The organism is Acidovorax sp. LjRoot204, assembly GCF_056175785.1.
Genome location: NZ_JBGFFF010000121.1, coordinates 1 through 13,359 on the forward strand (window position 1 = coordinate 1; position 13,359 = coordinate 13,359).

14 protein-coding genes are annotated in these 13,359 nt (G+C 66.4%); 7 read left to right on the forward strand and 7 right to left on the reverse strand.

Annotated features, from left to right (window positions below; genetic code table 11):
- Both AC04MI_RS18430 and AC04MI_RS18435 read right to left on the reverse strand, forming a co-directional pair.
- A partial coding sequence (locus AC04MI_RS18430; RefSeq protein WP_476498364.1) for a carboxyl transferase domain-containing protein occupies positions 1 to 508 on the reverse strand: 508 nt, incomplete at its 3' end.
- Positions 509 to 522: 14 nt separating this feature from the next.
- A complete protein-coding gene (locus tag AC04MI_RS18435; RefSeq protein ID WP_476498365.1) occupies positions 523 to 2,253 on the reverse strand; it encodes an AMP-binding protein in 1,731 nt (576 codons plus the stop codon).
- A 106-nt stretch (positions 2,254 to 2,359) separates the two neighbouring features.
- On the opposite strand from AC04MI_RS18435, the gene AC04MI_RS18440 reads away from it, so the two are divergent.
- Positions 2,360 to 3,490, forward strand: a complete 1,131-nt coding sequence (locus tag AC04MI_RS18440) for an AraC family transcriptional regulator (protein ID WP_233250494.1) — start codon at positions 2,360 to 2,362, stop codon at positions 3,488 to 3,490.
- Positions 3,491 to 4,373: 883 nt separating this feature from the next.
- Positions 4,374 to 5,048, forward strand: coding sequence for a glutathione S-transferase family protein (locus AC04MI_RS18445; protein WP_436077532.1), 675 nt, complete (start codon positions 4,374 to 4,376; stop codon positions 5,046 to 5,048).
- 30 nt (positions 5,049 to 5,078) lie between these two features.
- On the opposite strand, the gene AC04MI_RS18450 is transcribed toward AC04MI_RS18445, so the two are convergent.
- The 4 genes from AC04MI_RS18450 to AC04MI_RS18465 are packed head-to-tail and all read right to left on the reverse strand — an operon-like array spanning position 5,079 to position 8,390.
- Positions 5,079 to 6,503, reverse strand: a complete 1,425-nt coding sequence (locus AC04MI_RS18450; protein WP_476498366.1) for a patatin-like phospholipase family protein — start codon at positions 6,501 to 6,503, stop codon at positions 5,079 to 5,081.
- A gap of 23 nt (positions 6,504 to 6,526) precedes the next feature.
- Positions 6,527 to 7,180: an HAD family hydrolase gene (locus AC04MI_RS18455; RefSeq protein ID WP_476498367.1), complete on the reverse strand. Its 654-nt coding sequence runs from the start codon at positions 7,178 to 7,180 to the stop codon at positions 6,527 to 6,529.
- A 50-nt stretch (positions 7,181 to 7,230) separates the two neighbouring features.
- Complete coding sequence (locus AC04MI_RS18460) at positions 7,231 to 7,680, reverse strand: YchJ family protein (RefSeq protein WP_436077530.1); 450 nt, start codon at positions 7,678 to 7,680, stop codon at positions 7,231 to 7,233.
- 11 nt (positions 7,681 to 7,691) lie between these two features.
- Entirely contained in the window at positions 7,692 to 8,390 is a 699-nt protein-coding gene (locus AC04MI_RS18465) for a DUF4197 domain-containing protein (RefSeq protein ID WP_099729207.1), read from the reverse strand.
- Between the two features lie 174 nt (positions 8,391 to 8,564).
- On the opposite strand from AC04MI_RS18465, the gene AC04MI_RS18470 reads away from it, so the two are divergent.
- The 3 genes from AC04MI_RS18470 (at position 8,565) to AC04MI_RS18480 (ending at position 10,764) form a co-directional block, all read left to right on the forward strand.
- The gene (locus tag AC04MI_RS18470; RefSeq protein WP_056057813.1) at positions 8,565 to 9,044 is read left to right on the forward strand and encodes a DUF421 domain-containing protein; all 480 of its coding nucleotides are present in this window, start codon (positions 8,565 to 8,567) and stop codon (positions 9,042 to 9,044) included.
- Between the two features lie 65 nt (positions 9,045 to 9,109).
- Positions 9,110 to 9,478, forward strand: coding sequence for a DUF2237 family protein (locus AC04MI_RS18475; protein ID WP_056057809.1), 369 nt, complete (start codon positions 9,110 to 9,112; stop codon positions 9,476 to 9,478).
- A gap of 149 nt (positions 9,479 to 9,627) precedes the next feature.
- The gene (locus AC04MI_RS18480) at positions 9,628 to 10,764 is read left to right on the forward strand and encodes a peptidoglycan-binding domain-containing protein (protein WP_243415645.1); all 1,137 of its coding nucleotides are present in this window, start codon (positions 9,628 to 9,630) and stop codon (positions 10,762 to 10,764) included.
- Between the two features lie 159 nt (positions 10,765 to 10,923).
- Here AC04MI_RS18480 and AC04MI_RS18485 read toward each other — a convergent pair whose 3' ends face one another.
- Positions 10,924 to 12,000, reverse strand: a complete 1,077-nt coding sequence (locus AC04MI_RS18485; protein WP_476498368.1) for a hypothetical protein — start codon at positions 11,998 to 12,000, stop codon at positions 10,924 to 10,926.
- Positions 12,001 to 12,180: 180 nt separating this feature from the next.
- On the opposite strand from AC04MI_RS18485, the gene AC04MI_RS18490 reads away from it, so the two are divergent.
- A complete protein-coding gene (locus AC04MI_RS18490; RefSeq protein WP_476498369.1) occupies positions 12,181 to 12,831 on the forward strand; it encodes a LuxR C-terminal-related transcriptional regulator in 651 nt (216 codons plus the stop codon).
- Positions 12,831 to 13,359, forward strand: a 529-nt coding sequence (locus AC04MI_RS18495; RefSeq protein WP_476498370.1) for a hypothetical protein, incomplete at its 3' end; no start/stop codon positions are given. The genes AC04MI_RS18490 and AC04MI_RS18495, both read left to right, overlap by 1 nt.

Genomic DNA, 13,359 nt, shown 5'->3' on the forward strand with positions numbered 1-13,359 from the left:
GGTTGWAGAAGATGCGGCCGAAGTGGTCGCGGTCRGGAAASACYTCGTCCTGGTTSGGCAGGTTGGCGCCGCCCGAGTCCACCAGGTAGATGCAGGGCAGGTGGTTCTGCTGCGCCACTTCCTGCGCGCGCAAGTGCTTCTTGACGGTGAGCGGGTAGTAGGTACCGCCCTTCACCGTGGCGTCGTTGCACACGATCATGCAGTCCACGCCGCTCACGCGGCCAACGCCCGCAATGAGCCCCGCGCTGGGCGCGTCGTTGTTGTACATGTTGAGCGCGGCCAGCGGCGCCAGTTCGAGGAACGGCGTTCCCGGGTCCAGCAGCATCTGCACGCGCTCACGCGGCAGCAGCTTGCCCCGCGCCGTGTGCTTGGCGCGGGCCGCCTCACCGCCGCCCTGGGCGACTTTGTCGAGCTGGGCGCGCAGGTCATCCACCAGTGTGCGCATGGCGGCAGCGTTGGCCAGAAAGTCCGCCGAGCGGRCATTGAGTTGGGTGTCGAGAATGGTCATACGTTGTGGCTCTTTCAAGCGGTTTTCTGTTCTTCCAGGCCCAGCTGGTCCTTCATCTCGTCGCGGATCTWGAACTTCTGGATCTTGCCCGTCACCGTCATCGGAAAGCTGGTGACAAAGCGGATGTAGCGCGGCACCTTGTAGTGCGCAATCTGGCCCTTGCAGAAGGCGCGGATGTCGTCCTCGGTGGGCTGCGTGCCGGGCTTGGCGATGATCCAGGCGCAGAGTTCTTCGCCGTACTTCTGGTCGGGCACGCCCACCACCTGCACGTCCTGCACCTGCGGGTGGCGATACAARAATTCTTCGATCTCGCGCGGGTAGATGTTCTCGCCGCCRCGGATCACCATGTCCTTGATGCGGCCGACGATGTTCACATAGCCCTCGGCATCCATGGTGGCCAGGTCGCCGGTGTGCATCCAGCCGCCGTCRTCGATGGCCTCGCGGGTCTTGGCCTCATCGCCCCAGTAGCCGTGCATGACGGAATAGCCTTTGGTGCAGAACTCGCCGCGCTGGCCGACGGAAACGATGGCGCCCGTGTCAGGGTCCACGATCTTCACCTCCAGGTGCGGCTGCACCTGGCCCACGGTCGATACGCGCTTGTCCAGCGGCGTGTCGGTGCTGCTYTGGCAGCTCACGGGGCTGGTCTCGGTCATGCCGTAGGCGATGGTGATTTCGCKCAGGTKCATCTSSTYCACCACRCGCTTCATCACCTCGGTSGGGCASGGCGAGCCSGCCATGATGCCGGTGCGCAGGGTGCTGAGGTYGAACTCSKYRAARCGCGGGTGATCCAGCTCGGCAATAAACATGGTGGGCACGCCGTGCAGGCCGGTGCAGCGCTCGTCCTGCACCGTCTGCAGCACGGTGATCGGGTCGAATCCGTCATTGGGGTACACGATGGCAGAGCCATGCGTGAGGCAGGCCAGGTTGCCCAGGACCATGCCAAAGCAGTGGTACAGCGGCACGGGGATGCATAGCCGGTCTTCGGGCGTGAGCTTCATGCATTCGCCAATGAAGAAGCCGTTGTTCAGGATATTGCGGTGCGTGAGCGTGGCCCCCTTGGGGAAGCCCGTGGTGCCGCTGGTGAACTGGATGTTGATGGGGTCAGTGGCCTTGAGCGTCGCTGCGATGGGCGCCAGGCGCGGGTCGGCCGCGTTGCCGCGTGCCAGCAGGTCGGTAAATCGCATCAGGCCCGGTTCGTCGGCGCCCTGCCCTGCCTCATCGATCCAGACCACCGTGTTCAGGTGGGGCAGCTTCACGGAGCCGAGCTGGCCCGGCTGCTGGTGGTGCCATTCGGGCGCCAGCTCGCGCAGCATGCCCAAGTAGTCGCTGGTCTTGAAGCGGGCCATGGTCACCAGCAGCTTGCAGCCCACCTTGTTCAGCGCGTATTCGACTTCGGACGTGCGGTAGGCCGGGTTGATGTTGACCAGCACCAGGCCCACCTGCGCGGTGGCCAGCTGCATCAGCACCCATTCGGCGTTGTTGTGCGACCAGATGCCCACGCGGTCGCCGGGGGTGAGCCCCATGCCCAGCAGCGCGCTGGCTAGGCGGTGCGCCTCGGTCTGCAATTGGGCGTAGGTGTAGCGGCGGCCCTGGTGCACGCTAACCAGCGCCTCGCGCTCGGGCTGGCGGGCCACCATGTCGGCAAAGAAGGCGCCGATGGTTTGCTCGATCAGGGGAACATCGGTAGCGCCACGGGCGTAGCTGTCCACCAGCGGTGCGGATTGTGTTGCGGCTGCAGTCGTCACGGGTTTGTCTCCTCGGTCATCCGGCCAGCGCGGGCAGAGCACGCGTGGCAAGCCATTCGAAAGCATAGGCAAGCATAGAAGCCCACGGCCCGGCCGGGTTGCCACAATGGTTGCAAATCGTGCCACGGCTGGCACACTCTGTAACGTGAAATCACCTGCCTCTATCGCCCACCGCCTGCCTGCTTCCGCCACAGCCCCCGCAGCGACGCCCATCGCACCGGCGGCCACGCCCATCGCGTTCGTGCGCGCCATTGCTCTGGCCTATGAACGGCGCGGCATGAGCCCCGAACGCGCCCTGGCCCAGGCACAGATTGCGCCGCAGCTGCTGCAAGACGACAGCGCCCGCATCACCGCCTGGCAGATGGAACAGATCTCCGACGCCGCCATGCAGGAGCTGGACGACGAAGCCCTGGGCTGGTTCAGCCGCCGCCTGCCCTGGGGCAGCTACGGCATGCTGGCGCGCGCCAGCATCAGCTCGCCCACGCTGCAGGTGGCCCTGGCCCGCTGGTGCCGCCACCATGGCCTGCTGGCAGACGACATTGCGCTGCACCTCACCACCCAGGGCGACACCGCCACCCTGGCCATCACTGAGGCCCGCGACCTGGGCGCGCTGCGCGAGTTCTGTCTGGTGTCGGTACTGCGCAATGCCCACGGCCTGGCCTGCTGGATGGTGGACTCGCGCATCCCCCTCATCGCCGCCGAGTTTGCCTTTGATGCGCCCCCGCATGCCGATGCCTACGCCGTGCTGTTCCGTGGCCCCGTCACCTTCCACGTGCCACGCACCGCCCTGCACTTTGACGCCCGCTATCTGCACCTGCCCCTTCGCCGCGACGAACAGGCCCTGCGCCAGATGCTGCAGCACGCCCTGCCCCTGACCGTGCTGCACTACCGCCGCGACCGCCTGCTGGTGCAGCGCGTGCGCCAGTTGCTGGCTGCCCCCCTGCCGGGGCAACCGGCCCACGCCCTGCCCCAGCACAGCGCGGATTCGCTGGCCGCGCTGCTGCATGTGTCGCCGCGCACACTGCACCGGCAGCTGAAGGAAGAAGGCGCCACGCTGCAAGGCCTGAAAGACGAGGTGCGCCGCACCCGCGCGGTGGAACTGCTGCACCGCACGCAGCGGCCCATCAAACAGGTGGCCGAGGCGGCGGGGTTTGAGAACGAGAAGAGTTTTATCCGGGCGTTCCGGGGGTGGACGGGGCAGTCGCCTGCGGAGTTTCGGCGGGTGGTGAGGGTGTAGTGAACAACCTAGCGAATGCAGACAAAGTCGGCGCCCGAGACACTTAAACTTGGCAACGGGAGAGACAGGATCATCGCGGCCTTGATTGCATCCGAACGTTTACTCAGCATCCTCAAAATACTCCTTCTCAAAAGAGCAATTCGCCTCGCAATGCGGCCAAATTGCAATCCCAGAAACTCTCCGCCTACACACTAAAGCTAGGACTCACATGGCGCAGCGCGTTCCTTCAACTTCGTCTGCCAGCACCTTTGGAGGGCTCTGATTCGTGTTTCAACACGCAGACAATCGTTTCGCTCTCTGGATTTCGTCCCTCACCGGTAAGGAGGAACTTTATTTAAACGACGCCCTGGTAGCTGTGAGGCGAAAGATTGCTCTGACGTCCGTGCACGAGCTCACCTTGAACGGATCCAAGTATTCGCTGGAGCTTTCCACTAGGAACATGCGTCGAGGGATTTTTGAATGTGTGTTACGTGAAAACGGGCACCCCGTTGCCGCCTTGGCAACAGAGTACGTTGTACCTCGACGGGGGCTACAAAGCGCAATCGCCCTCGTTGGTACGGCTCTAGTTGTGTATCTATCGCTGAAGACACACTCGTCCTTCGGCCTAGCTGGGCTCGGGATTCTGGTTTGGGCAACCCTTTCATATGCGATTGTGGGCAGGGGTAGCGGCTATGCCATTCGTTCCATCCCCACAAGAGAAAGTCGGGAAACCTGACACGCGAACGAAACGGATACACGGTTAGGTAGCAACGCTACCCGCCAGACAACTTAGCTTTGAATGGCGCTTGAATCCACTACTACAACAGTCCGCCAATTCAGGTCATAGCCCAGTACCACCCAAACGGCGTTGAGTGCCAAAAGAACGACAAGGCGAACCAACTACATGCTCCACCTCCACCACTGCGTCAGCGCCCGCTCCTTCCGCCCCCTGTGGATGCTCGAAGAGCTACAACTGCCCTACCAGCTCCACATGCTCCCCTTCCCGCCCCGCGCCAAGGCGCGGTGGTTTCTGGACGAGAACCCGCTGGGTACGGTGCCGCTGCTGGTGCAAGGCGATGTGCGCATGACCGAATCGGCGGCCATGTGCCAGTACCTCGCGGCCACACACCCCGATGCGGGGCTGGATGTGGCGCCCACGCAACCGGCGTATGGCGCGTACTTGAACTGGCTGCACATGAGCGATGCCACGCTGACCTTTCCGCAGACGCTGGTGCTGCGCTATGGGCGCTTTGAGCCTGCAGAGCGCAAGCAGCCGCAGGTGGTGGAGGACTACAGCCGCTGGTTTCTGGCGCGGCTGCGCGCGGTGGAAACGGCCCTGACCCACAGCCGCAGCGACCATCTGTGCGCGGGCCGCTTCACGGCGGCGGATGTGGCGGTGGGGTACGCGCTGCTGCTGGCGCAGCACCTGGGGCTGGATGTGCAGTTTGGCCTGGCCACGCAGGCCTATTGGCAGCGGCTGCAGCAGCGGCCCGGCTACCAGCGTGCCATGGCGGCGCAGGTGCGGGCTGCCGAGGAGCAGGGCGTGCCCACAACCCCGGCGCCGGATACGCGGCCCTGAGCGCTCTCCAGAGCCCCTGAGCGCGCGCCCTCAGTCCTTGGCCTGCAGCCCCGCTGGCGGTGCATGCGGCGCATGGGGATCGGGGCTGAGCAGCGATTGCACCAGCGCCCGGAACTCGGGCGAGTGGCGCAGCACGCTGCCGCCCGCCTCGATGAGGTCGGTGACTTCTTCCGACGTGATCGAGAACGCCGTGGGCACCTGCAGCAGGCGGCGGCGTGCGATGTCGTCGGGGGCGTCGCRCAGGTTGACGGGGATGACGTGGATCTCTGCATCGGGCGCGAACACGTCGTTGGCGCCGGTGGGGCCTGACGCCAGCGAGCGCTGCCATTGGCGTGTGATGTCGCGCAAGAACTCTTGCGTCTCTCGCGTGGCGCGGGCGCCGGTGCCGAACAGCAGGGCGTCCACCACCTGCGCCATGTTGGGCACCTTGTCGCTCATGTCGATGTTGACCGAGGGATCGCGCTCGGCGTTTACCGTGATCAGCACCAGCTTGCGGATGGTGGCAGGCGGTATGCCGACCTCGCTGAAGGTCTGGCGCAGGCCGCCATTGGCCAGGGCGCGGTCCAGCAGGCGCTGCACTCCCAGGTTGTCGGCCAGGCCGCCATCGACCAGATGGATGTAGGGCTTGCGCTGCGCATCCACATAGCTCAGTTCATGGGCGCGGTTGAGCCGCACGCGGTAGTCGCCCGCTACCGCTGCGGCGACCGATGGGGAGGGACGATCGGGGCACTGGTCGGCGTAGTTCTTGAGCGTCATCGGGCTCAGCAGCAGCGGCACCGCTGACGAGGCCGCCACGGCGAACGACAGCGGCACCTTGCGCAGGTCTGAGCAGATCAGCGAAAACTGCTCCCAGGTGAACTCAAAGCCGGTGCCCAGCGACATGTCGGTGGCGGTGATGAACAGCTGCGGGTGGCGCGGGCGCCGCTCCACGTCGCCAAAGGTCAGGCCGCCATACAGCTCGTCCAGCCGCCGTGCCAGCAGGTGCGTGCGGCCCAGCCAGGGGGAGGTCAGGTCGATCAGATTGCCCGGGCGCAGCGCCTGGGTGATGAGGCTGTTCTGGAAGTTCTGGCGCAGAAAGTCCTGTTCAAAGCGTGGCAGCCCCTCGATGCCATGCGCCGCAAAGTAGGCCGCCACAATGCTGCCGCCCGACACACCGCTGACCACGTCGGTGGCGTCCAGCAAGGTGGTGGGGTGGCCGTTCCACACAAACCGCGTCTGCTGCAGCTCGGTCAGCACGCCGTAGCCAAACGCGGCGGCCCGCGCCCCGCCACCTGACAGCGTGACGGCCACGAGGATGGTCGGGTCGCGCTCGGACTTGCGCACAGGGATGTTCTGATCGCCCGCAGGCAGGGGTTCGTTGATCCAGGGTTTGACCGACGAACAGCCCGCCAGCAGCGCCAGGGCGGCGGCCAGTACCGTGTGCTTCATGGCCCGCGCAAAGGTGTTCATCGCCATGTCCCTTTTTTTGTGGACCCGTGTCAGCAGCCGAGCAAGCCGGGCAGCTCGGCCATGCTGCGAAACACGTGCTGCGCCCCTGCCGCCCGCAGCGCGGCCCCATCGTCCAGCGGGGCGTAGGYAAACACGGTGGCCCCGGCAGCCACACCGGCGGTGACGCCGGTCACCGTGTCTTCGACCACCGCGCAGCGCGTGGGCACGGCCTGCAGCGCTGCAGCGGCGGCAAGGTACACATCGGGTGCGGGCTTGGTGGCGGGCATTTCGTGGCCGCTGAAAATGCGGCCTTCAAAGTAAGGCGCCAGGCCCACCTTGGCCAGCTGCATCTCGACCTTGAAACGGTCGGCCCCCGAGGCACAGGCAATGCGCCCGCCGTGGTGGGCGTGTACACGCTCGACAGCGCCATGGATGTGCTCGATGGCGCTGAGCTGCGCCTCCAGCGCGGCGTTGCGGCGCGCGTAGAAGGCCGACATCCATTCGTCGGTCAGAGGACGGCCCGTGTGGTGCTCAATGCGCGCGGCCTCGCTGCGCACCATCTTGCCGATGAACAGGCGCATGCACTCTTCCGGCGTCATCACCCACCCGGCCTCGGCCAGCATGTCGCGCAGCACGCCGTTGGTGATGGGCTCGCTGTCCACCAGCACGCCGTCGCAGTCAAACAGGATTGCTTCAAATTTCATAGCTATCAAGGCATATTGCACTAGCGCTTGAGGTGGTTTTGGCTTGAATTTCAGCCATGGAGGTCTCCATCGACATAGAACCAGCGCCCACCCTCGCGCACAAAACGGCTGGTCTCGTGCAGGCGCACGGCGCGCCCCGCGACACGGTAGCGGGCCACAAACTCGACCACGGCGTGGTCGGCATCGGTGGCGACGTATCGGCGCACGTCCAGCCCGAGCCATTTGGCCCCCGCATCAAAGTCGAGCGTGGCCGGGCGGGTGCTGGCGTGCCAGGTGGCCTGCAGGTAGTCGGCCCGCTCGCACGCAAAGGCGGTGTAGCGCGACCGCATGAGGCTTTCGGCATCGGGGGCGGCCATGGCATCCAGCCCAGGTGCCGCCAGGTAACGGCCGCAACAGCTGGCGAATGGCAAGGGGGCTGCGCTTTTGCCCTTGCTGCCACCCGGGCCAGCAGGCGCYAGGCGCCCGCAGGGGCAGGGGTCGTTAGGCTGTGGCAAAGGCATCGTGACGTCTCTCAGCGCAAGGCACCAAACACCTTGCGCGCGATGGCGCTGCCGGCGGCGGCCGGATCCTGGCGGATCTTGCGCTCTTCCTCACCGATCATGAGGTACAGACCGTCCAGCGTCTTGCCGGTGACGTACTGCGCCAGGTTGGCGTCTTCGGCCTTCAGCAGGCCAAAACTCGCGGCCTTGCCCGCGAAGGCGTTGTATTTCTGCGTGAGGCCGACTTTCTCGGTGGCCTGGTTCACCACCGGCAGAAAGCGCTGGCCCAGTGGCGTGCGCGTCTTGTCGGCAAAAAAGGCGGTCACCGAGTTGTCGCCGCCGGTGAGGATGTTCTTGGCATCGGTCACCGTCATATTCTGCACCGCGCCCACCAGCAGGTCCTTGCCCATGGGCACGGCCGCTTCCGCGGCGCGGTTGATGGACACCACCAGCTCATCGATGCGCTTGCCCTGGCCCAGCGACTTCATCACCTTGGCCGCGTCGTCCAGGTAGCCCGGCAGGCCGATGCGCACCTTGGGGTTGCCCAGAAACCCGTCATTGCGGCCCAGCAGCGACACCGCCGCCTGCGCGCCCTGGGTCAGCGCGGCCTTGAGGCCGCTGGAGGCGTCGGCATTGGTGAGGTCGCCCAGCGACAGCGCCCAGGCGTGCTGCGCAGTGGCGCACAGCAGCGCCCCCATGAGGCTGGTTTGGTGGAATTGGCGGCGTTGCATGGGGCGGTACTTTCGATGGGGGCAGCAGAGGAGGCCCGCTCGGCCGCCACTGCAATGAGGGCGCACTGTGCCGGAGCCGTGCGGGGGATTGCCCGGGATTTTCGCTCAGCGAATGAGGGGCAAGCCGCAGGCCGTAGACTGGCCCCACCCAAGCATCCAACAAGGAACCTTGCAATGTGGCAAATGAGTGTGCCGTGGTGGGAGTTTGTGCTGCGCGGCGTGGTGGTGTATCTGTTCTTGCTGGTGTTCATGCGCCTGTCGGGCAAGCGGCAGACAGGGCAGTACGAGCCGTTTGACCTGATCCTGCTGCTGATCCTGTCGAACGCGGTGCAGAACTCAATGAACGCGGGCGACAACTCGCTCGTGGGCGGGCTGATCTCTGCCAGCACGCTGATGCTGCTGCATGTGGCGCTGGCGCGGCTGGCGTTCCACTTCCCGCGCATCGGGCGCTGGGTGGACGGCAAGGCCCAGGTGCTGATCCACCAGGGCGAGCTGAACCAGGCGCTGATGCGCAAGGAGCTGCTGACCCGCGACGACGTGGAGGCCGCACTGCGCGCCGGTGGCTGCCTGCACGCGCACGAAGTGGAACGCGCCACCATCGAGACCAACGGGCAGATCACCGTGGTGCTGCGCCGCCGTGGCGAAGAGGGCTGAGCCGCCCCGCGCCCACTCCAACAATCTACGCCCCCCATAGGCCCTCACAACACACGCGACCCGATATGACTGCACTGAACGTTCTGGGCACCATGCTGATGCCCTGCTCCTACGACCCGCTGACCGGCTACTACCGCGATGGCTGCTGCAACACCGACGAGCACGACCACGGCACCCACGTGATCTGCGCACGCATGACACAGGCGTTTCTGGACTTCTCGCTGTCGCGGGGCAATGACCTCATCACCCCCCGGCCCGAATACCGGTTTGCAGGACTCAAGGCCAACAACCGCTGGTGCCTGTGCGCCCTGCGCTGGAAAGAAGCCTACGAGGCGGGTGTGGCACCGCCGGTGATCCTGGAATGCACCCATGCCCGCGCGCTGGAGTTTGTGACGCTGGCGCAGTTGCAGAGCGCGGCGCTGTCCAGCAGCTGACCGTTCTGATAAGCGCGGGGCGCACTCCGGGCCGGGTGCGCCACCCCTTGCACCCTACCTCTGTCGGGTTGCCGGTGATTGGCTGYACGGCGAAAGATCAGGACTTTGTGTTCCTCCCTTTCGCTGCACATGCGGCCACATCCGTCACCATGACTATCACCCTTTCTGTCCAGCAACGGCGCGCGCGTGCCGCTGCCACCCCGCCCCGTTCAACCACCCCGCTGCGCCTGTGCGCAGTCAGCGCTGCCGTGGCCGCTGCTGCACTACTGAGCGGCTGCGAGACCACCAACATGCGCATGGGCAGCGCCGATGCCAAGACCGTGGCCACCGGCAGCGCTGCGGGCGGAGCCTCTACCGGCGCCAGCGACTCGCTGGAGCGTTGCGAAAGCCCGCTGGGCACCGTCTCGCTGATCGAAAACCAGCAGGCTGGCTGGTACACCATCCTGCGTGACCAATACCGCCTGCCGCCCACGGCCAACCTGCTGCGTCTGCTGGTGCAGCAGTCCAACTGCTTTGTGGTGGTGGAGCGCGGCGCCGCCGGCATGAACGCGATGACGCGCGAGCGCGCGCTGATGCAGTCGGGCGAAATGCGGCAGGGCAGCCAGTTTGGCCAGGGGCAGATGGTGGCCTCGGACTATGGCCTGTCGCCCGAAATCGTGTTCCAGAACAACAACGCAGGCGGTGCCTCCGCATCGCTGGGCGGCCTGGTCGGTGGCCGTGCGGGGGGCCTGCTGGCAGCCATCGGCGGCAACATGAACACCAAAGAGGCCAGCGCGCTGCTCACGCTCATCGACAACCGATCCGGTGTGCAAGTGGCGGCGTCGGAAGGCAGTGCCGCCAAGACCGACTTTGGCGCCATGGGGCAACTGCTGGGCGGATCGGGCGGCGCGCGCATGGGCGGTTACTCCAACACGGCCGAAGGCAAGGTGATTGCGGCCGCCTTCATGGATGCGTTCAACCAGATGGTGCAGTCGCTGCGCAACTACCGCGCCCAGACGGTGAAGGGCCAGGGCCTGGGGGGTGGCGGGCGGCTGAGTGTGGACGGCGCCGCACCGCCCTCGCAGACATCGGCCGCGCGTGCTGCCGCGCAAAACAATGGAGCCACCGCAGGACTTTCGCTGCGCGATGCGCAGGCCCGCCTGAACGAGCTGGGCTACAACGCCGGCACACCCGATGGCGCCATGGGCGGCAAGACGACGGCAGCGCTGCGCGCCTTTCAGAAGGACAAGGGGCTGCCCACATCCGGGCGGCTGGATGCGGCGACGGCGGCTGAACTCGCCCGCTGAAGCCTGAGGGATGCCCCGCGGGGACACCGGGGCGGGTGGCCCTGCAGCAATGGGCGCGCTCCAACACAAAGCGGATCACATCCGAGCAAAGAAAAGCCCCCGCAGCAACTTCGCTGCGGGGGCTTTGGGTTGGTTGGGGGGCCGTACAGCCCCCCGCACTCAGTTTTGCGTGTAGCAGGTCTTGGCAGGCAAGACGGTGTCCACGTAGCTCTCCACGCTGGCCGCCGTCGGGAACGCGGTGGGTATCTGATCGCCAAAGATGCACAGGCGGGGCCCCTTGCGTGCCCAGACGGCGCGCGATGTCAGGCCCGACGGCTGGGTCCACAGCCCCCAGAAAGCGGTCAGCGTGGCCGTACTGCCGTTGCGGTCGAACGCTATATTGCCCACATCGGTCAGCGGACCTGCAACGGTGCCCGTGCCGGAACAGTTGGCGTCGGCATAGGTCACCACACCAATCTGCCCCATCACGCGGGTGTCGCTCTGCCGGGTGATGCGCCACAGCGAGCGTCCCCAGGTTCCTGGCCGCACCACCACGCACAGCTCCTGCTTCCAGTCGCCCTCCGGCAGCCCCAGCGCCGCCGTCGCGCAGCTCACGTCCACCGAACTCACATTGGCCGACCCTACCGTGCCCGTTCCGTTGSGCACCGTGCAGCTCTGGCCCGAAGGCTGCGTGCGCACCGTGATGGCGTAGGCCGTGCCACCCGCCAGTGCCGTGCCGAACGTGAAGCCGCCGTTGCTGGAGACCGACAGATCGTCGCGCCCGTTGTTCTGCAGCACCACAGCGCCCCCCGCCAGGCCGCTGACCGAGCCGCCCACCGTGTAGGTGGCAGCCGCCAGGTTTTCGCAGCGCACCTGCACGTTGCTCACGTTGGCAGTGGCTGTGCCGGTGCCTTCCGTCACCGTGCAGCGCTGCCCGCTGGGCTGGGTCTTCACGGTGACGGCATAGGCAATGCCGCTGTCCAGACGCGTGACGAACACGAAGTTGCCATTGGCATTCACGGTCAGGTCGTCCTTGCCGGCGTTCTGCAGCGTCACCGTTTTGCCAGCCCCCAGGCCGCTGACCGCGCCGCCGATACTGAATGCGCCAGCGCTGGGCGGAGGCGTGCCGTTGTCGTCATCACCACCGCCGCAGCCCACCAGCAAGGCGGCAGCCAGGCCCAGGGGGGCCCAGCGGAAGATAGGTCGTGCAGAGTGCCAGGTGCGCCCGGCACCCGTTGCGCTGGCTTGTCGTGTCATGAACAGAAACCTCGTGATGGTGAATGGAGCGCGGATTCTGTGCAGCACCCCATCCCGCGCGAAACCCTACGCTGGTAGGGTTTGCGCGCCGCCCATCCTGCTGAACACTTGGCAGAATTTGCCCGCAGGCATACCTTCTGGCACCGGCATCCCGCCGGGTTGCGCCTCCTCCACCACCGCATGTCCTCCACCTCTCAGTACGCGCTCATCCTTGACGACCATCCGTTGGTGGCACACGGCATGGCCGAATTCCTGCGCGCCCGACTGCCGCAGATGGACGTGGTGGTGGCCGCAGGGGCAAACGACCTTCTGCGCTGGGTGGACACGCGGGGCACACCGGCCATCGCGCTCATCGACTTCTGGCTGGCAGAAGGCGCCGCCGTGGGCCTGATCGCCCAGGTGCGCAACCACTGCCCCGGAATGCCCATCGCGGTGATCAGTGGCGACGATGACCCCGCCGTGATGGACCAGGCCCGGCAGGCAGGCGCGCAGGGCTTCATCMACAAACAAGCAGCGCCTGAAACCTTCGGGCTGGCGGTGGAGGCCTTGCTGAGCGGGCTGGTCTGGTTTGAGCCGGGCCATCCGGGCAGCCAGCCGCTGCGCAGCCGCGACCTGCCGGTGACACCGGCCGAGCTGGGGCTGTCTGTCCGGCAGGGCCAGATCCTTGCGCTGGTGCTGCAGGGGCTGCCCAACAAGCGCATTGCATCGCAGCTGGATATTGCAGAGAGCACCGTGAAGGAGCACGTGACGGGCATCCTGGAGCGGCTGCGGGTGCGCACACGGGTCGAGGCCATCACCCTGCTGCGCGGGCGGCGGCTGGAGCTGCCCTGATGCGCCTCGTCCGGGTTGTGGTGCTGGTCGTGGCCCTGTGCCTGCAGACGGCATTGCCCGCAAGGGCACAGCTACTGAACGCGGACTTGGCCGAGCTGGACCGGCTGCAAAACCTGTCGCAACGCAACAGCGCCGAAGCCGTGCAGGCGCTGCAGGCCGCCGCGGCACGTTTTGCCAACGCGGCCGATGCCGCGACCCGGCGCACTTACTTGGCGGCGCTGACAGACGCGGCCTTCGAGACCGGGCAGACAACGGTGGTGACCGAGGGCATAGCGCAGCTGAAGGCGCTCGCCGCTGCGCAGAAAGATCCGTCGTCGCAGGTGCTGGCTGTCTGCTTCGAGGCCCGGCAACTGGCCGTGGCGGGGAAAACACGCGCCGGACTGGACGCACTGGCGCGCGAAGCGGCCGCCGCCGAGCGCGCACCCGACCCCTGGGTGCGCTGGCTCTACCACCTGACGCTGGGCGCCCTGCACAGCGGCAACGGCCAGTTCGAAACGGCGATGACCCACCTGCTGCGCAGCCTGGAAC